The organism is Mesorhizobium sp. M0598 (genome assembly GCF_040320865.1).
GTDB lineage: Bacteria > Pseudomonadota > Alphaproteobacteria > Rhizobiales > Rhizobiaceae > Mesorhizobium.
The window spans coordinates 15,364-33,876 of the sequence record NZ_JAMYQL010000039.1 but is presented as its reverse complement, the minus strand read 5'-3'; the positions used below and the strand labels follow the sequence as shown (position 1 = coordinate 33,876).

Here is an 18,513-nt window from a genome sequence, read left to right as displayed (position 1 = left end):
CGCTTGTTAAGACAATCGCGGTCTCAACCCCGACCGTCTTCATGATCGGACAGGGCGACCCAGCCGAGGCAGCGGTATTTGAGCAAACCGACAACGGAAAGGTCATCGAAGTGAGGGGTGGCGCCCGCTCCGGCGCTGCGCCGGAGGCAGGGCCGCAGTCGGCACTGTTCAATTTCGGTGCTGAGGCCGAAGCTGTCCCGCCGCCGCGGGCCCAGCATCGGTCCCCATGGCGGGCGAACGCCCGAACCTGAAGCAGAACGGGCCGCTGGTAACGGCTACGGCAACCGTAGATACGACGAATTTTGTAACGGAATTCACAAACGCGCCGGCCGATGACGCAGTCGAGATGGGCTCCCGACGTCCCCCTCATGCCCCCCACGTCATCGGCCGGTGCGACCAAAGCGGCGCAGGAGTTTCTGTTGTGCGTCTTCACTCGCTCTCGCTTCCCAAGGCCGCGCCACATGTCGAAAATTTTAACTAGTGATCAGCAGGATACGTACTGGCTCGCCGCCGATTTTGGACGGCGATTTGCCTCGACGCCAAGCGGACGCAAATCGAGCCTAGGCGAAGCAACGTTTGTCGATGTCTTCACCGCGATGATTCAGCGGGAGAGCAATTTCAAGCCGCGCACGGGTTCCTCGACCGGTGCGATAAGCCTCGGTCAGCTGATGCCTGGCACCGCGCGGGATCTTGGTGTCAACAAACCGTTCTCGGCTCGGCAAAACCTAAAAGGCGCGGCTACATACCTGACCGAAATGCTCAATGAGTTTGGCTCCGTAGAACTCGCCCTTGCTGCCTACAACGCTGGGCCCGGAGCTGTACGCAAATATGGCGGCATTCCGCCCTATCGAGAAACTCGACAGTATGTCTCGGATGTCCTCCACTCAGTCAGTGTCAACCCGCACAATATCTCTTCAAATTGCGAGCGCGGGCGACGATATGCCACCCCACGTGGTGCCGATGACGCCTCCGACGACAATACCGCGCTGGAAGGTATTTTTCGGACTGTCTTGCGGCCATCTGCGCTTGCCGAAGGGACGACGAGGCTTACTAGTCCGGTAAGCGGAAAGAAGGATCTCAAGAAAGAACGCGCGCTCCAAGCAAGAGCACGCTTGGAAAAACCTCCGGCGCAGCCGGGACGCTTCATTAAACCTCTCAGGATCGCGAAAAATAACAGGAATCAACGAACAGCATCTACAGGCGCACGCTAACTTAGTTTCAAGGAAGGCGACAATTAAACCATTGAGAGGTAAATATGAAACAGATCTTTTCTAACATTAATTGGACAAAATTTTTGTCGATTGCCGGTACTGCGGCTTTCCTGGCCCTTATTTTCGCTAGTCCGAGCGCCGCTCAGGATTTCAGCGGCGTGCACACATTCCTTGACGCGATCGTGAAGGGGATCACCGGCCCGATCGGTGTTGCAATCTCGGCTTTGGCTGTCATTGCTGTCGGCTTTTCGTTCATGACCGGTCGGATGGACTGGACCTTCGCAGTCTCCATCATCTTAGGCATTGCGATCGTCTTTGGTGGCGCTACCTTCGTCAAGGGCTTGGCCGCCCACTGAGGGAGCGGACCGCCTCGCAGCTCTATCTAAGGAGTATAGGCTATTCAACGCACAGTGCTCTTCATAGGCTTGACCCGAGAAGTCTCCTTTGCCGGTTTGCCGATCATGTATCTGGTGGTCCTCATATCTGTCGTGATGATTGGCTTCATCATCACTGGGTCGTTCGTTTATCTGGTAATCATGGGGGGTATCGGCTACGGCGCGTTGCGTGCTTTAGCCGCCTATGATCCAAAAATCATCAATGTCTTCATCGCAACCGCGCGAAGCACGCGAATGAGCCCAGCACTGTTGAAGGGCGAAGGACTGGTGTACCATGCTTGATTTTCCTCCCAAAACCGAACAACTCGCCAGCGAGCTGCCGTATCTCAGCATCGTGGACGATGCCACACTGATGTTGCGGGATGGCGATCTAATGGCCTCTTTTGTCGTCGAAGGGGTCAATGCTGACACGATCGACGATCGACAGACGATGGAGCTGAGTAACGCGTTTTCGCGCTTTATTGCGCAGCAGCGCGGTGACGTTGGGTATTACGTTCACCGAATATCAGTTGAAACCCGGCCGACTTTGCGGCCTGTCGAGGGGGATGCGTTCAACGAGGAGATTGACCGGCGCTGGCGCAATTACCTTGAGACCATTGGACTGCGCGACCGCGTTACGATGGTCACCATTTTGATCCGGCCACCGAAAAAGCTGGCCAAACTTATCGATATGTTTGGTAACAAGGATATCCACAGTCGCGAAGAGGTTGCCGCGCGCGCGGTCCGCCTCGATCAGATGATCGACGCCTGCTTGGTCAGCACAAGTGAGGCAAAACCTCGTCGGCTAACCGTCTCGAATGGTGAATGGCTCAGCTTTTTACGTACGCTGATCGACGGATCAAGTGGGCGGCTCATCGCTGGTAAGAAGTTCATCCCTGTCGCCGACCTTCTAGCAAATTCGATGATCACGTTCCGCGGCAAGATCTTCGAATGCGATAATCCGAACCCAGGCCTCAAACGCTACGGCACCATCATAACGGTAAAGGACTATCCGGCCGCAACCTATCCCGGCATCCTCGACAGCCTCAACCTACCGTATGATACCGTGGTCTCGCAGAGCTTTACACCGATCGATAACATCACCGCCCAAGGTAAGATCGCACGTGTGCGGAAGCAGATGAAGGCGGCGGAGGATGCGGCCATCTCTCTGATGGCACAGCTCGAAGAGGCCGAGGACGATGTGGCATCGGGCCGCATCGTCTTTGGCGACCATCACTGCAGCATCGCTCTGTTCTGCGAAACTCGAGAAGAGCTTGAGGGAGCGATGGCCTATGTCACGCGCGCCGTGCAGGACGCTGGTGCTTCAATCGTGCGCGAGAACTTCTCCGCTCGCGCCGTCTATTTCGCTCAGCATCCGGGGAATTACAGATATCGCACACGAGCGGCAATGATCTCTTCTCAGAACTTCGCAGAACTTTGCGCAATGCACGGCCTGCCGAAAGGCAACCCACCGGAGCAATGTCCTTGGGGCGACTGCGTGACAATCTTCCCGACAGCGCGCGGCGAGACTTTCCGCTTCAGCTTCCACTTGCCGGGAAAGCCAGATCAGCGCACGGTCGGCCATACGCTCGTGCTTGGCCAAACCGGGTCGGGCAAGACACTTGGTACCGCGTTTCTGCTTAGCCAGGCCCAACGGCTTGGCACTCGAATTATCATCTTTGACAAGGATAATGGTTTCGAGATGGCGATCCGCGCCATGGGCGGAACATATTCCTCGGTGCGTATGGGGCAGGAAACGGGCTTCAATCCTATGCTTGCAGAGGCAGATAATCGCGGCGTAGCGTGGCTATCCGACTGGCTTGCTGCATTGGCTTGCAATGAGGGCGGACCATTAAATCCGCTGCAGCTTCAGGCACTCCACGATGCCGTTCAGGCCAATGCAACGGCTGACCCTCGCCTACAGAATTTCGCACAATTCCGCAGCCAGTTGCGTGCGACTGACGATGATGGCGACCTTTACAACCGACTTGGCCGGTGGGACGAGACTGGCCAGTTCGGTTGGCTGTTTGGCGGCAAGGGGGTCGATTCGCTTGCTTTCGACAGTCGGATCACGGCTTTTGACCTCACAGAAATTTTCGATAACGACTCCATCCGCACAGCGTGGCTCAGCTATGTCTTTCGACGCGTGGAACGGCTCGTCGAAGACGAGATGCCAACTCTGCTGGTTCTTGATGAAGGCTGGAAGCTGCTTGACGATTCGTACTTCGAACGGCGCCTCAAAGACTGGATGCTAACGATGCGCAAGAAAAACGTTGCGGTCGTTCTCCTGACCCAGCGTGTGTCGCACATCGCCAACAGCGCCGCCGGCGCTGGCATACTGGAGAGCGCCGTTACGCGTCTAGTCTACCCAAGTTCCTACAACACCGAAACCGAACTCGCGCCGCTCAACCTCACGCCCACCGAAAGCGCGTTCCTGCAGACAACTAACGTGGACAACCATCTCGTGCTGTTAAAATCGGGCGGTGACAGCGTCGTTCTTGATTTCGCGCTTGGGGCGATCGGCAAGGGCATCGACATTTTGGGAGGCGGCCGTGGGGAAAAAGCGCCCGCAGGATGGCGTGACAGGCTAAACTTTCAAATGGACATGCTTCAATGAAACGTACCCTGATTTTTCTCGCATTAACACTCGTCCCCCTTCCGGCCTGCCAATCCGTTCCCGCGGTGCGGGAGAACAATTGCGCCTGCACCTGGGAACCCGTTGACTATCAAACCGAAGGAGCCGTCACATGAAAGTCGTTGTCCAGTCTGTCGTTGTGTCCGGCCTTTTGCTTGCGGCCACGGGTCCGCTGGTTTACGCCCGAGAGCCCCAGATCACGCCTTTACCCCTGCCTCCTATTGGAGCGCTCCCCCCGGCGCCGGATGGCGCGCAGGCGACCTCCGACGAGAATGCTCTCGAGGTGCTGACGTCTATGGTTGAAATGTCCCGGTTGATAGGCGGTGGGATCGCACAACTCTTTGCGTCCGCACTCACAGCTGAAAACCTGATGACTCGGATCAACGATGCGGCTCAAGCGCAGCGTGCTGCCATCTCAGGCCCAAAGCCGTTCCCGGTCAACAATGGCGGGGCAGAGGTCGCGGCCCGTGAAGGAGGGCCAGGTTTGTCGGAGATGGCCAACGCTGCGTTGGGCGGCGAGATGGTTGGGCCTCAAGGCGTTCAGGCAGCGCTTACCGGATTTCGCAACCGTTACCACTTGGACGACGCATTTGCGCATGGAAACGACAACGCCAACGCTATTATCGCCCATGTATCAGCACAAGGGGCGGTTACCGCCTCTACCGCAGAGGATTCCTACAAGCGCGCCAATGCTAGCATGGGCAGGATCAACGGCTATATCACTGCACTAGAATCTAGTAACGACTTGAAAACCAGCGTCGACATCAACACACGTGTGATGATCGAAACCGCGCAGCAGCTCAACGAAACACTGCGCACCCAGGCCGCGATCGCATCGCTGGCAGGCTCGTACTTCATGGCATTAGGAGCGGAGTCCGCCGAGCCGGAGAGCATCCGTGGGCTTGAAGACTTCAACAGGTAATAATTATGCGCGTGATCGCAACGAGTGCTCATATTATCGATACCACGCTTGTCGATTATGTTCAGAAAGTTTTTGAATCAACCGCCGGACCAATCAGAACGCTACTTATCGCGATTGCGTTGGTGGCTTTATTATTTATCGCGCTGAATGCTATAATTCAATTCCAGGCTGTTAATTACTCGATATACCTACAATGGGGGCTGCGCTATATACTTGTTTATTCCTTCGCCACTATGTGGGTCAATTTCCAGGGCATTTATACAATGCTCACAGAGGTTCCTGGTGACTACGTGGCGCTTATGGTGAAGAGCGTTGCATTAACGATAGAGGCTAGGAATCCCCGTATTCTCGATCCAGCACTGATAAAGGACGTTTATTCGGCAATGGACGAGTTCTCCCATGCCACGGTTCAAATTGGCTTGGATCATCTCACGCCGAACGTTTCAATTTGGAAGCCCGCAAAGTTACTACGTGAATTTTTTTTTGGTGCGCTCTTCCTGGTTATTGGTCTTTTTTTTACCGCCGGATCAGCTATTGTTGTGCTAGTCGGGAAAATAGGCCTCGCAGTATCGATCAGCCTGGCGCCTTTGGCCATTATCATGCTGATGATGCCTCAAACGAAGCAGCATTTTGAGAGTTGGACGCGTTTCACGGTCGGCTTCGCAGTTATCCCGTTATTAACGGGCGCATTGATGACTGTTGTGCTGTATGTCGCCGGTGAGATCTATGCCGCATCGACGAAATATAACCTCGAGTTCGCTTTGATCATGATCGCGGCTACCGTTCTTCTGTACATGATCCCGACCATGGCGAGCACGCTAGCCTCTGCATCGGTTGCCGCTGTCGGGCCCGGTGCCGCAGCTTCCATAGCGTCCATGGCCATAGCTGCAGGAAAGAAAAGTTACTCCGGCGCTCAACGATTGGAAGACGGCGCGCGTGTAGCAAACGCCGCACGTGCCGCTGGCGCTTCGCCGGGCAAGGCAGCACGGTCGGCGATCAACGCGATGCGCCAAAGCACCCAAATGCGGAAACAGCGTCGGGATGAGCGTCTTGCTCGCGGCATGGTCGGACAGTCATCGCAGAGATCGGAGGGTAACGGAGCTGCTGCTCACCCTTCCGGAAGCTCTTCTCCCTCAAGGAACCAAGCCTCGTCTCCCGAACAGACCAATCTCTACCGCTGATCCGCAATCCATCGAGGCGCAACACAATAGGAGAGACGCGTGGCTGAACAAACATTACAACACGCATTCGAAGACGAAGTCTTTTTCAGCCTTCGCCAGCAGCGCAACAACTGGGCGAAAATCGCGGTTGGCGCCGCCGCCGCGAGCCTTTTGTCGTTGATAGCCCTGATAGTCGTGCTGCCGCTCAAAGAAATCAAGCCCTATGTGGTGCTGGTCGACAAGACCACTGGCGAGGCCGAAAAGATCGTCCAGGTGCCGCCTGCTTCGCTCAAACAGCAGGACGCCGTACGTGAGGCGGAACTCGTTTCGTACGTTGTCGACCGGGAAACCTACGATCCAGCCGATAACAGCACCCGCATTCCTGAGGTCATGGACCGCTCATCCGACAACGCCGCGGAAACTCTCGGTCAAACCTGGCGCTCGAATTCGGCACAGTATCCACCCACAGAATACGGCAACGACGTTCGAGTGCGAGTTGTGGTCAAATCTGTCTCGCTGAATCCCTCGAACCATCCCAATACAGCTGATCTCGCACGTGTGCGCATCACCAAGTATCGTGAAGAAAATGGACGCGACACTGTCCAGCGCAGTTACATCGTGACGGTCGGCTACCAGTTCAAACCACAACGAAACGCCATTTTGGAGTCGGTTTGGAAAAATCCGTTTGGCTTCAATGTCTCGTCATACCGGATCGATGCGGAAACGGCCAACTAAGGTGCTGATGAAACAATGGTAAATGCAGTGTTCCGTATTCTATTACCTTCAGTAATCACTGTCGTAGCACTGATAAATCCAGTGATGGCAGAGCAATCCCCGGTGGGGTTTGCATCAGACGCGCGCATTAAACACTATGTGTACGATGAGAACAACGTCTACAAACTTCACCTCTACCTGAAATCGGTCACAGCCGTCCAGTTCGCCGAAGGGGAGAATGTCGAATCAATTCTCATCGGCGATAGCGCATCTTGGGAAGTGGTCAAGCTCAAAATGGGCAATGTGGTCAGCTTGAAGCCTGTTATCGACCAAGCGCAGACGAATATGACAATCTACACCGACCAGCGCGTTTATACGTTCGAGTTACGGTCAGTGGGCGAGGTAAAGGCAGGGACGAAGACAAGAGCCGACCAAGCCTTCCGGACAGTCTTTACCTATCCTGATAGGTTCAAGACGTTGGACAAGAGCCGCGCCCAAGGCGGTCCCATAAGGCACGACTACATGGTCTCGGGTTATGCGCAGTTCCGTCCGCTCGCGGTGAGAGACAATACGTTGCAGACGACTTTCGTCCTGCCCAAGGGCGCGCCACGGCCGGCAATTTTTAGGGTCGGTCATGACCGGGAGGAGAAACTGACCAATTCGCGCACAGACGGCAACCATATCATCGTCGACGGCACCAGCGACTATTGGGTGATGCGAATCGGCGATGACACTGTCTGCGTGGGCAAGGCAAGCGCCGTGCACACGGCAAAACCAGTGAGGAAAGGATTGAGGCGTGCCGGATAAATCGGGCGAAATTGACCATCGACCCGACCACAATGCCGAACAAAAATCGGTGGAACGGGAAAAACTGATCGAGGAACGCCGCGCCCGGCAGATGGGTAAATTAAAGCGCGGAACTAACCGCAGGGTGGTTGTTGCTGCCATAATGCTGGCCGGTGTCGTCGTCGCGGTCGTGGTGACTTTCGGGCCGACACAAGCTCTGAAAATGCTCGGCTTGGGAGGTGACGATGAGGAAAAAACTTCGCAGATTGACCTGAATGTCGGAAGCGCGCCCACGAACCCTCAGCATCTGGACTTTTTAGTTCCCGAGCCGCCTGCAGTCGCCGAGACTGAGGCCGATCGCAACGCTGGGATAAACAAGCGACTTGATGAACTACGCAAGGAGATCGATGCACTGGGCCGCCGGTCCAACGTGGGCTCGGACTTTTCACTCGCTGACGTCAACAAACTGCTGGAGCGCCACAACAAAGAAATGGCGCAGAAGTTTCACGATGAGCGCGAGAAGGCAAAGGCCGAAGAGGCGCGTCTGGGTGCCAAGGCCGCGCGAATAGAAGTCGAGCGCAAACGCGGTGAGGATGCGGCCAAGCTCGGCGCCGAGAAGCGGCGCCAACAGGAAGAAATCAATACTAAGCAAAGGGAGTCGAAAGGCGTAGTCGTAGATGAATCGGGGGCACATCACGCGGTAGTGGGTGGTATCCCACAAGTTCGGCAACATCTGAGCGTGAACGATCGTTTTCTTGCCTCGGAAGCCGGCTCGGAAACAAAAACCTCAGTATCTCGTGCTCTCCCTAATCCATCGCTTACCGTCGTGCAGGGCACGATAATCTCGGCAGTGCTTGAAACGGCCATTGATACAGAAATGCCGGGAAATATCCGCGCCCTGATCATCGAACCAGTATTCTCCTTCGACGGTTCTCGCATTCTGCTGCCCCCAGGGACAAACCTGATCGGCGCCTTCAACAACGAAACGGATATCGAGCAAAAACGCGTGCTGATTGCATGGAACCGGGCCATCACTCCCGAGGGCAAATCTATCGCGCTGGGCTCCACAGGTACGGATCTCCTTGGTCGCGCCGGTACCGCAGGCAATGTGGACAACCGTTATGCAAAAAAGGTGGGTGCAGCTGTTCTCATCAGCGCCATCACCGCTTTGCCCTCGGCCATTCCTGCCCCGACCGGCAGCAGCAGGTCCTCCAGAGAAGGAGGCGCGACGGTCAATCTTGGAGGTGCGGGAACACGCAACAACAATGCGGATGGCCAAGCGGCATCAGATATCACCGGGGCGCTTAGCGATCAAGGTAAGGGTATACTGGACAAATACCTTTCCCTGCCTCCCGTCCTTCGTGTACCGCAAGGTGAGGAAATCCGAGTGTTCGTCAATCAAGACCTCGTTATTAGATGAATGCTCCTCGGCCCAGTCGCGACATTTCATATGTGGAGCAGTACTTGAGTCCGCTCAAGGAATATCTCGTAAATGACAATATCAATGAGTTGGCGATCAACCCCGACGGGTCCATCTTCGTCGAGGAATCCGGATCGGTACACATGCATCAGATCGATGTGGCCTTGCCGGCACATGCAATCAAGCGGCTTGGAGCGCAGCTGGCCGGAGACACGCGAAACACGTTGGGAGCGTTTCATCCGATCGTCTCAGGCCGCGTCATGGTTTGGGGCAGTCCGCAGCGCGTGCAGGTGGTGGTCGAGCCTGCTATCGAGGAAGGCGTGTCCCTGTCAATCCGCAAACATTTGACGCGAACTTTGGAAAGTGCCGATATTGACTTCGTCGACGGCGGGCAGATCACCGTGGACACCAACCGTCGCGAGCGCCACCGGACAGTTGCCAGGATGGCTAAGGCCGGCAGCCTGCAAGGTCTGTTCCGACAGGCGATTGACGAGAAGTTTAACATTCTGATTTCAGGCGGCACGTCGTCTGGCAAAACCACGGTCGCGCGCGCTTTGCTGGCAATGTCAGATCCCGCTGAGCGGATTATCACCATAGAGGATGCGCAGGAGCTTTGCCCACCCCACAAGAACCAGGTGGGGCTAATCGCTGACCGTAAGGGGAAATCTGCTCGTAGCCCGTCGAAGCTTTTGGAAAGCTGTCTGCGAATGCGCCCCGACAGGATCATTCTCGGCGAAATTCGTGGCATCGAGGCTTTTGATTTTCTTGAGGCGATCAATACCGGCCATCCTGGCGCGATAACAACCGTCCATGCAGACAGTCCTGAACTTGCATTCGACAGGCTGGCACTCATGGTGATGCGCTCTGGTGTGCAGATGTCGCATGGCGATATTGTCGATTATGCGAAAAGGACGATTGACCTGGTTGTTCAGGTCGGCCGGCGCAATGGCAGGCGTGGTGTCCTGGAAGTGTATTTGCCCTCGTAGCCCGGGCAGGACCGCAACGGCGTGCGTAGCGGGCGCGCCTGAAGAGGGCGGAAGGCTTTGTGGGATACTCGGCCTCGCAGCGTGGCGAGCCGCGACGAGCCGTTTTCGTTCCGAGGTCCGCGATGCGTGGCGGTGGAACTGCAGGGCGTGGCGGCTGCTCCTGTCGAAGACTACAGTCAGCGAGACGAGATCGCCAACCTATGCAAGCGCCTCGTCGGCCGTTGAAGGAGCGAAGGCGGGGAGGATCTATGATCTCGCGAGCCGCAGATTTGTCGCGCTTGGCCTTGGGGATCGACGCTGCTCATCGCGGTGGCCATAGGTTGCGCCATGCCTGCGCCTCTCGGCTGTTGCCGAAGGCCTGTCGATGAAGGAGATCAGGACCATTCGGAACACCGCAGCGAAGCAGCGTAAGACGGTATGTCCGCCTCTTTCGGTGAGGTGGCTCGCCCTACACTGCGCGTCCGAGGGCTGCTCGGGCGGTTCGAGCCGGTCCTCATCACAGGAGGACGAGCCGTGTCAGATGTAACCATCCGGTCTGGCTCCGATTACCCACGTCGTCGGCGGGCCTATTGCCCCGTATGAATCTGCCGTTCTGCCCGTGACGCCGAAGCACGGAGGCGTCACGGATGCGAAATAAGACCGGCAACAGCGAAGCCGCTTGGCAGGAGGAGGCTCAGCGGCGCTCGAACCACAAGGCTCATGAACAGGACGGGCTACGAACAATCGAGTATTGCTGGATCGAGTTCCCTCGGTTACTGCTGCAAGCCCCCGGCTGTGCAAACTCTAGGCAGCTTCTGTACTCAACGCGCTCAGGCAGCGAGCTATCGTTGAAAAAAGGAGTTACGATCAGACCAGGAGCGACAAGGTGGGGTTGCGCGTCATGAGCAAGGCCGGCAAGATCAGAAGCGTCCTTATAGTCGACGATGACCCCGCGCTTATTCAAACCATGGAAGAACACCTGCGGGCCAGCAATTTGTCGACCACTGTGGCGGATAAGCACACGGAAGCGTTAGCGATCTACGAGAAGCTGAAGCCGGACGCTATCGTCGTCAATTTGGATTTTGGCCAGGACAATGGCCCCCAAATATTGCGTAATCTCCGCAACCGTGGAAACGTCCCCATCATCTTGATTGGCAACCGCCGGGGCGATAACGATATAGTGGTTCGGCCCCAAGAAAACCATCGAAAAACACAATCGGGAAGATGGCTTTTCGGGGGATGGTCGCTATGCCTGAAGACTCGCCAGCTCCGTGAGCCTTCAGGCGCGATGGTGGCTCTGACAAAAGGAGAATATGCGCTCCTAGTTGCTTTCGTCGAAGCGGCCCAACGGCCGCTGTCGCGAGAATACCTGCAACGGGCCACCCGGATCCACGAGAATATTTTTGATCGCAGCATCGATGTTCAGATCCTCCGCTTGCGCCGGAAGCTCGAAGTAAATGCGCGCGCGTCGCAATTGATAAGAACGGTGCGTGGCGTTGGTTATGAATTCAGTATTCCGGCTGAGCGGGCTTAAGCGCCGGGTTATCGATGCCAGTGATGCTGCCGGTATGACGGTGCTGGCCGTCAAGCCTGCGGCAGGCTGCCTGTGGCTGATCGCGTGTGCGTACTCCTCGACATGACTCCTCTCGGCGAAGCTGTTGAGGCGGCCAACGAGGGCAGCCGCGAGCGCATCAGGATTGCCGATCACCGGCTCGATCGCGCGCTGGCTCAGCTGAAATGATGTGCCCAAACCTACGTCGGCTACATAGTCGAGGTTGCTGGTTGTGCTCTGCAGCGAAGCGGTTGATCGCCGCCTGAAGGTCGACGACGGAGTGGAAGACGCCGCGTCTGAGACGACGCTTCGACAGTGTTGCGAAGAAGCCCTCGACTGCGTTGAGCCACGAGCATGAGGTCGGTGTGAAGTGGAAGGTGAAGCGCTGATGGCGGCCGAGCCAGGCACGCACCTTGGGGTGCTTGTGAGCGGCGTAGTTTTCGTGGACGACGTGGATGGCCTTGCTGGCCGGCACCTCGGCATCGATGGCGTTGAGGAAGCGGATGAACTCCTGGTGACGATGGCGCTGCATGTTCCTGCCGATGACGGTGCCGTCGAGCACGTTGAGGGCGGCAAACAGGGTGGTCGTGCCGTTGCGCTTGTAGTCGTGGTTCATGGTGCCGAGCCTACCCTTCTTCATGGGCAGGCCGGGCTGAGTGCGGTCGAGCGCCTGGATCTGGCTCTTCTCGTCGACCGACAGCACGATAGCGTGAGCCGGCGGATCAACAGTAAGCGCTCATTTCCCCGCACGTCGACGGCCCTTGCAACAGTTGATCGCTTTCAGACGGACGCGTCGGGTCAGGCTGCGGCGGCTTTGAGGAAGTTGAAGGGCAGGAGATCCTCGATAGCCACGTTCTCGGGGCGCTGAGGCAGTTCAGTGAGGACGTGGCGCAACCACGCTAACGGCTCGACGCCACAGGCGCGGCAGGTCAACATCAGGCTGTAGATGACGGCGCTGGCCTTGGCTCCGTCGACAGTATCGCTGAACAACCAACTCTTCCTGCCAGTTGCAAAAATCCTGATGTCGCGCTCGAGAAGATTGTTGTCGATCGGCATGCTGCCGTCCTCGGTGTAACGCGTCAGATATCCCCATTGGTTCAGGGTGTAGGACACGGCGTCGCCGAGCTTGCTGTCCGGCAAGACTTTTGGGGCGATGTCGTCGAGCCATGCCTTAAGAGCATTGAGGATGGGGACACTATGTTGCTGGCGGAAGCGGCGAATGCAGTGATCTCGCGTTTCGCCCTTGTCCGGTTTTTCGTTCCGCGCCTGCCTTTCAACCCGATAGAGCTGTTCGAAGAAGCGGAGCGCCTGTTCCGGCGGGTCGCCGCCTTTCTTCCTCGCCTTTAGGGCATCGACGAAGCGCCGCCTCGAATGGGCCATGCATCCAATATGCGTTGCCCCCTCCAGCGTGCGCCAGGCGGAATAGCCATCGCTCATCACTATGCCGTGGTAATGGCCGAGGAAGGCCTGCGGGTGTATCTGGCCGCGACCCGGTTGATAATCGAGCAGCACGATCGGCTCGTCACTGTCGTGGCCGCTCCGGTAAGCCCACATGTACGAGGTGCTGGCGGCCTCTCTGTCCATTTCCTTCAGCACCTGGACCGTGGTCTCGTCACCATGGATGAGGGGCTGCGATCTGAGCCGCAGCTTCAGGGCTTCATAGATGCGGGCGAGATGCTTTTCGCTCGAGCCGATCACCCAGTGGCCCAGAGCGCCACGGCTGACAGGAACGCCCGCGCGCTCGAAGGCCTGCGCCAGGCGGTAGAGCGGTGTGCCGTCGACGTATTTGTGAACGAGCGCGAAGGCCAGCGTCGAAGCCGTGGCGATGCTGCCCGGCAAGGGTTGCGCGGGCATCGGCGCGGTCACGACCGGCGTGTTGATGCCGGTACGCTCACAATGGCGGCAGATCCCATGGGGAGTGGATCGTGGCCCGCACTCTGGCAGAGTGGGGCCATCGCAACTCGCTCTTTGGAGGCCCTTCATGCATCTTTCGACCGCCGATCAATCCGAGCTACAAGCCGCTGTCCGCGTGGATCTTGGCGCAATCTTCGTCTCGCTGGAGCTGTCCAGATCGACCTGGCTAGTCACCTCGATTGTCCCGGGCAGCGAGAAGATGTCGCGCCACATGGTCGCCGGCGGTGACAGTGCCGGGCTGCTCGTTTGCCTCACCGGGCTGCGCAGCAAGGCCGAGGCGCGCACCGGCACGCTTTATCCGTTGGTGGTGATCCAGGAGGCGGGGCTGGACGGCTTCTGGATCGACCGGGTGCTGAACCGCGAGGACTGGATCGAAAGTCACATCGTCGATGCGGCATCGATCGCGGTGTCGCGCCGCCACCGTCGCGCCAAGACGGATCGGCTCGATGGCGAGGCGCTGATCCGCGCCCTGCTGGCCGTCAAGCGGGGTGAGCCGCGCGTCTGCTCGATGGTCGGGGTGCCGACGCCCGAGAATGAGGATCGCCGCCGGACCAACCGCGAGCGCAAGGTGCTGGTCGCCGAACGGGTGGAGCACGTCAACCGCATCAAAGGCCTGCTCTTCAGCCAGGGCATCCGCGACTACGAGCCTTTGCGCCGCGACCGGCGTGATCGCCTGGAAGAACTGCGGACCGGCGATGGCCGCGCCCTGCCGGCCCGCATGAAGGCCCAGATCGGCCGCGAGCTTGACCGTCTCGAATTGCTGCTCGGCCAGATCAAGGCGGTGGAGGCCGAGCGCGACGCGCTGCTCGCTGCCACGGCGGTGGACGCCTCGACGCCGGCGGCGATGTTGCTCAAGCTGAAGGGTATCGGGCCGGAATTCGCGACGATCCTCCATGCCGAAGGGCTGTTCCGGCATTTCAACAACCGCAGGCAGGTGGCCGCCTACGCGGGACTGGCACCTTCCCCATGGAAGAGCGGCACGATCGATCACGAACAAGGCGTGTCGAAGGCAGGCAATCCGCGGCTGCGAACGACGATGGTCGAGCTTGCCTGGCTGTGGCTGCGCCACCAGTCGGCCTCGGGCCTAGCCCGCTGGTTCAGCGAACGGGTGGCGCGCAACGGCGGCCGCCTCAAGAAGGCGATGATCGTCGCACTCGCCCGTAAGCTGCTGGTGGCTGTGGAAATACGCGACCGCCGGCGTCATCATCGAGGGAGCGCTCATGAAAACCGCATGACCGCTTCCACCACCCTTTTCCTCCATTCCGCAAAGGCCTGATCAGCCTTTCGGATCCAGGTGGGCGAACCGAAAATATGCATGGCCTCAACAGCCGATCGGCAGAATGGTTTCGTCTTCCTGAGCCTGCGCCCGCCGCAAGCGGGATATTGGTGCTGCCGCCCAGAGCGGCGACCGCATGTGAGGTGGATGAGGCCCGGCGACCGGGCCGCGTCACGTGATCGGGCTCAGACCTTGGACCGAAACTGCGAAGGAGGAAAATCACACTTGACCATGTAGTCCCCATGTGAAGCATATTTGAACCGCACATTCTGCAGAACCTTCGCCTTCACCTCGATATAAAGTTGCTCGGTAACGGCCTCGCCCATGCGATGCATCTGGTGACGGCAGCAAGGACAAGCCTTCTGGTCGTCGGGAAGGTCATACTCGACACGCTCGCGCGGCAGGTTTTCTGGCAAGGCCTTGCGGCCGCGCTTCTTTCCGGTCTTGCTTTCGACCACTGGCAATCCAGTATCCGGAAGGTCGGCGACATCGCCATCTTCGCTGTCGGCGGCGTCCTCATCCGCGGCCTGTTCGGCTTCATTGAAGAGGCTTCAATGTGCTTTTCGCTCTTCGGCGCAAAACGATGCAGTCGTGCAAGCGCCAACTCTTCCTCGAGTTTGACGACGCGTTCGGTGAGTTGACGGTTCTGCGCCTGCAGCGCAGCAATACGCGCCATCAACGCTTCAACAGTCGGTTCGCCGGGTCGATTCATCAGATTCTTGAATCGAAAGCATGCTGCCGCGTCAATCGCTCAATTCGAGAGCCCTCAACCCGCAACCTGATATTGCCGCACCGGATGGCGGACCATCGCATCGATGTCGATGCCATCGAGGATCCATATGTGGACGGCCCCTCCTTGCAAGAACTCTTTTGATGATTTTGATCGGATCGCTTGCGTTCATATGTCCGGCCTGTTGGTGCGCTCCCACATGAACGCTGGCCAAGATGGGTTCCGCGACGTGGGTTCCAAACAGTGCATCGACCACGTTGGGCCATTGGATCCTACGGAGTGCCCCGCGTCTCGGATCGATCGATCACACCATCTGCTCGTTTCCTGCAAGTTCACGCATCAGTTCAGCACGGTAGCGTCTATATCCTGCTCACCGTTACCGACTGATTTCGTTATGCCGCGCAGGCCAGAGCCGGTCGCGCAGCATTGCCCTTATAGGCTTCGCCGGTCACCATCATTTTCCAGGCGGTCCTGGCGATCTTGTTGGCCAGTGCCACAGCCGCGAGTTTTGGCGGCTTGCGCTTGAGCAACTCGATGAGCCAGAGCGAAGCGTTCCTGCCTCTTCCCGCTCTCACCTGTCGAAGCAACGAGGTTGCACCCACGACCAATGTTTTGCGCAATGCCTCATCGCCGGCCCTCGTAATGATACCGAGCCTGACTTTGCCAGCAGTCGAATGATCCTTGGGCGTCAGGCCCATCCAGGCGGCAAACTGCCTTCCGGATGTGAACTGTTCCGGTGCGGGCGCTTTCATCACCAGCAAGACCGCGCCGATCGGTCCGACACCAGGGATCTTTGCAAGACGGCGACAACATTCATTGTTGCGATACCAGGCCATCAGCTTTGCCTCCACCTCTTTCAGGCGCTCACCCAACTGCACAAATTCCTCAGCGAGGGACGCAAACAGCTCACGTGCCACAGCCGGAATGCTTTCATCAATCATGATGCGTTCCAGAAGGAGCGGAATATGAGACATGCCTTTGGCCGCGGTCAGTCCGAACTCAGCTGCATAGCCACGAATCGTATTGGCAAGCTGCGTCTGTGCGACGACAGCGCGCTCGCGCATGCCCACTAACATCAGCGCGGCTTGCTGATCCGCACTCTTCACCGGAACGAACCGCATCGTCGGGCGGCTCATCGCCTCGCATAGCGCTTCGGCATCGGCCGCATCATTCTTGCCGCGCTTGACGTAGGGCTTCGCCAGTTGTGGCGCGATCAGTTTTACCTCATGTCCGAGCTCCCTCAGCAACCGCGCCCAGTGATGCGAAGCGCCGCAGGCTTCGATCGCAATCACGGTCGGTGGGCATTTCGCAAAGAAATCCACCATCTCCTTGCGGCGCATCTTCTTGTGCAGGATCGGTTGCTCTGCGGCGTTGACGCCATGCAATTGAAAGACGTGCTTTGACGTATCCATGCCAATACGGATAATCTGATCCACGGGCGGCTCCTTCGTTTGAGACCGTTAACGACTCACTCTGGCACATTTCGGTGCCCCGTTCGGGGCCGTCCACCCCAACAGTGCAATTGCTCGGTCGTAAGCGTGACCACCGCTGCCTCCCGGCGCGGCCACCGGAACTTGTCCTCGGTCAGCCGCTTCAGGACCAGCACAAAGCCCGACCGATCGAAGAACAGGAGCTTCATCCGGTCGCGACGGCGATTGCAGAACGCAAAAACCGCCGGAGCAAACGGATCGAGCGCCATCGTCTTTTGGACCAGAACCGCAAGGCTGTTGATGCCGGCCCGGAAGTCGATCGGCTCGCGGTGCAGGTAGACTTTCAGGTCAGCGCCCAGTCTGAACATGACCCAGTGCTCCGATGGTCGCCGTCAATGCATCCGCATCACCGCATTCCAGCGTCAACTTCACGCCGTTCGGCAGCGACGCGCTCACCTTGGCTGGAGAGGAAAAATGCGCTGTCCTTTTCGATGCCGACCTACGTGCCCCATCGCAAGTCCCCGGCAAATCCACCGCAGCCATGCTGCTCTGTCGCAGCAAGGCCCGATCGGAAGTGCTTTCAATCTGAACCGGGATGAACGCCGATGGTGGGGGCTGTGGGAGGGACTGGGTCTCCGCCCGCTTCTTTATCCACTTCCGAAGAAGGTTCGCATTGACCCCATGTTCGAGCGCAAGCCTCGATACCGACACGCCAGGCTCAAGACAGGCCGAGACAAGACGGTCCTTCGATGCCGGGTCGTATCGGCGTCGCCCGTCCCGACCGACAAGCCTCACCCGCAGTTTCTGCTCATCTTCTTCCATCACTTGGTGTCCACCTATTTCGGTGGACACCTGCATGCATCAGAGCACTCAACAGCAAAAGGTGCGGGGAAATTCGCGCTTACGATCAACATAGAGGCCGACGACGTTGCGCAGTTTGTCGACGACCTGCGGATCGTTGGAGAGCTTGAACTGGCGCCAGCGGTTGGGCTGCAGCCCGTGCGCCTTCCAGATGCGGCGCACCGCGCTGGCGCTGATGCCGGCCGCGGCCGCCATCATGTCGGCGGTCCAGTGCGTCGTCTCGCCAGGCGGGTCCTGCAACGTCAGTGCCACCACGCGCTCGGCGACTTCAGGTCCGAGTGGGGCAATGCGCGAGGGGCGCGTCTTGTCGCGCAACAGTCCCTCGAAGCCTTCCGCGGCGAAGCGCTCCTGCCAGCGCCACACGCAGGTCTTGGACTTACCAGTTTGCCGCATGATCTCGACGGTGCCCACGCCGTCGCTGCTCAACAGAATGATCTCGGCGCGCCAAACGTGCTTCTGCGGCGCATTGCGATCTCTGATCAGCGCGCCCAGATGCTGACGGTCAATCGAAGAACCGGTGAGTAATATTCCTGCGCGCATGCGCCAGACTCGCATGCGCACTC

General features: G+C 58.2%; 15 protein-coding genes and 6 pseudogenes. 14 read left to right on the top strand and 7 right to left on the bottom strand.

All coding sequences use genetic code 11. From position 1 onward, the window contains the following. Positions 1-461 precede the first annotated feature (461 nt). The 12 genes and pseudogenes from NKI59_RS30160 to NKI59_RS35210 all read left to right on the top strand — a co-directional run. Entirely contained in the window at positions 462-1,211 is a 750-nt protein-coding gene (locus tag NKI59_RS30160) for a lytic transglycosylase domain-containing protein (protein WP_352708281.1), read from the top strand. A gap of 44 nt (positions 1,212-1,255) precedes the next feature. Then, entirely contained in the window at positions 1,256-1,567 is a 312-nt protein-coding gene (locus tag NKI59_RS30155) for a TrbC/VirB2 family protein (protein ID WP_352708280.1), read from the top strand. A 54-nt stretch (positions 1,568-1,621) separates the two neighbouring features. Then, positions 1,622-1,888, top strand: a complete 267-nt coding sequence (locus NKI59_RS30150; protein WP_352708278.1) for a VirB3 family type IV secretion system protein — start codon at positions 1,622-1,624, stop codon at positions 1,886-1,888. Next, positions 1,881-4,202, top strand: a complete 2,322-nt coding sequence (locus NKI59_RS30145) for a VirB4 family type IV secretion/conjugal transfer ATPase (protein ID WP_352708277.1) — start codon at positions 1,881-1,883, stop codon at positions 4,200-4,202. The genes NKI59_RS30150 and NKI59_RS30145 overlap by 8 nt, the downstream gene beginning before the upstream one ends. 130 nt (positions 4,203-4,332) lie before the next feature. Further along, the gene (locus tag NKI59_RS30140) at positions 4,333-5,142 is read left to right on the top strand and encodes a type IV secretion system protein (protein ID WP_352708275.1); all 810 of its coding nucleotides are present in this window, start codon (positions 4,333-4,335) and stop codon (positions 5,140-5,142) included. 5 nt (positions 5,143-5,147) lie between these two features. Continuing rightward, positions 5,148-6,323 carry a TrbL/VirB6 family protein gene (locus tag NKI59_RS30135; RefSeq protein ID WP_352708274.1) on the top strand — a complete coding sequence of 392 codons (1,176 nt, stop codon included), beginning with the start codon at positions 5,148-5,150 and terminating at the stop codon, positions 6,321-6,323. A gap of 39 nt (positions 6,324-6,362) precedes the next feature. Then, entirely contained in the window at positions 6,363-7,037 is a 675-nt protein-coding gene (locus NKI59_RS30130; protein WP_352708273.1) for a VirB8 family type IV secretion system protein, read from the top strand. An 84-nt stretch (positions 7,038-7,121) separates the two neighbouring features. Continuing rightward, positions 7,122-7,823, top strand: coding sequence for a TrbG/VirB9 family P-type conjugative transfer protein (locus NKI59_RS30125; protein WP_352708271.1), 702 nt, complete (start codon positions 7,122-7,124; stop codon positions 7,821-7,823). Then, complete coding sequence (locus tag NKI59_RS30120; RefSeq protein ID WP_352708269.1) at positions 7,813-9,222, top strand: TraB/TrbI/VirB10 family type IV secretion system protein; 1,410 nt, start codon at positions 7,813-7,815, stop codon at positions 9,220-9,222. Before NKI59_RS30125 ends, NKI59_RS30120 begins: the two co-directional genes overlap by 11 nt. Before the next feature lie 44 nt (positions 9,223-9,266). After that, a complete protein-coding gene (virB11, locus tag NKI59_RS30115) occupies positions 9,267-10,208 on the top strand; it encodes a P-type DNA transfer ATPase VirB11 (protein ID WP_352708267.1) in 942 nt (313 codons plus the stop codon). Positions 10,209-11,088: 880 nt separating this feature from the next. Beyond that, positions 11,089-11,721, top strand: coding sequence for a winged helix-turn-helix domain-containing protein (locus NKI59_RS30110; RefSeq protein ID WP_352708266.1), 633 nt, complete (start codon positions 11,089-11,091; stop codon positions 11,719-11,721). 60 nt (positions 11,722-11,781) lie between these two features. Then, positions 11,782-11,928, top strand: a pseudogene (locus NKI59_RS35210) (IS481 family transposase); the annotation flags it as partial. 28 nt (positions 11,929-11,956) lie between these two features. On the opposite strand, the pseudogene NKI59_RS30105 reads toward NKI59_RS35210, so the two are convergent. Beyond that, positions 11,957-12,472 (bottom strand): annotated as a pseudogene (locus NKI59_RS30105) (IS630 family transposase); the annotation flags it as partial. A 65-nt stretch (positions 12,473-12,537) separates the two neighbouring features. Beyond that, a pseudogene (tnpC, locus tag NKI59_RS30100) lies at positions 12,538-13,644 on the bottom strand (IS66 family transposase); the annotation flags it as partial. Between the two features lie 76 nt (positions 13,645-13,720). Here tnpC and NKI59_RS30095 point away from each other — a divergent pair. Further along, positions 13,721-14,888, top strand: a pseudogene (locus NKI59_RS30095) (IS110 family RNA-guided transposase). A gap of 289 nt (positions 14,889-15,177) precedes the next feature. On the opposite strand, the pseudogene NKI59_RS30090 reads toward NKI59_RS30095, so the two are convergent. After that, positions 15,178-15,605 (bottom strand): annotated as a pseudogene (locus tag NKI59_RS30090) (IS66 family transposase); the annotation flags it as partial. On the opposite strand from NKI59_RS30090, the gene NKI59_RS30085 reads away from it, so the two are divergent. Continuing rightward, entirely contained in the window at positions 15,486-15,803 is a 318-nt protein-coding gene (locus NKI59_RS30085; RefSeq protein WP_352708295.1) for a hypothetical protein, read from the top strand. The pseudogene NKI59_RS30090 and the gene NKI59_RS30085 overlap by 120 nt on opposite strands. Positions 15,804-16,051: 248 nt before the next feature. Here NKI59_RS30085 and NKI59_RS30080 read toward each other — a convergent pair whose 3' ends face one another. The 4 genes and pseudogenes from NKI59_RS30080 to NKI59_RS30065 all read right to left on the bottom strand — a co-directional run. Further along, entirely contained in the window at positions 16,052-17,095 is a 1,044-nt protein-coding gene (locus tag NKI59_RS30080; RefSeq protein ID WP_352708264.1) for an IS110 family RNA-guided transposase, read from the bottom strand. A 32-nt stretch (positions 17,096-17,127) separates the two neighbouring features. Continuing rightward, complete coding sequence (tnpB, locus tag NKI59_RS30075; protein ID WP_352708263.1) at positions 17,128-17,457, bottom strand: IS66 family insertion sequence element accessory protein TnpB; 330 nt, start codon at positions 17,455-17,457, stop codon at positions 17,128-17,130. After that, a complete protein-coding gene (tnpA, locus tag NKI59_RS30070) occupies positions 17,438-17,911 on the bottom strand; it encodes an IS66-like element accessory protein TnpA (RefSeq protein WP_352708262.1) in 474 nt (157 codons plus the stop codon). Before tnpA ends, tnpB begins: the two co-directional genes overlap by 20 nt. Positions 17,912-17,995: 84 nt before the next feature. After that, positions 17,996-18,490: pseudogene (locus NKI59_RS30065) on the bottom strand (helix-turn-helix domain-containing protein); the annotation flags it as partial. Positions 18,491-18,513 lie beyond the last annotated feature (23 nt).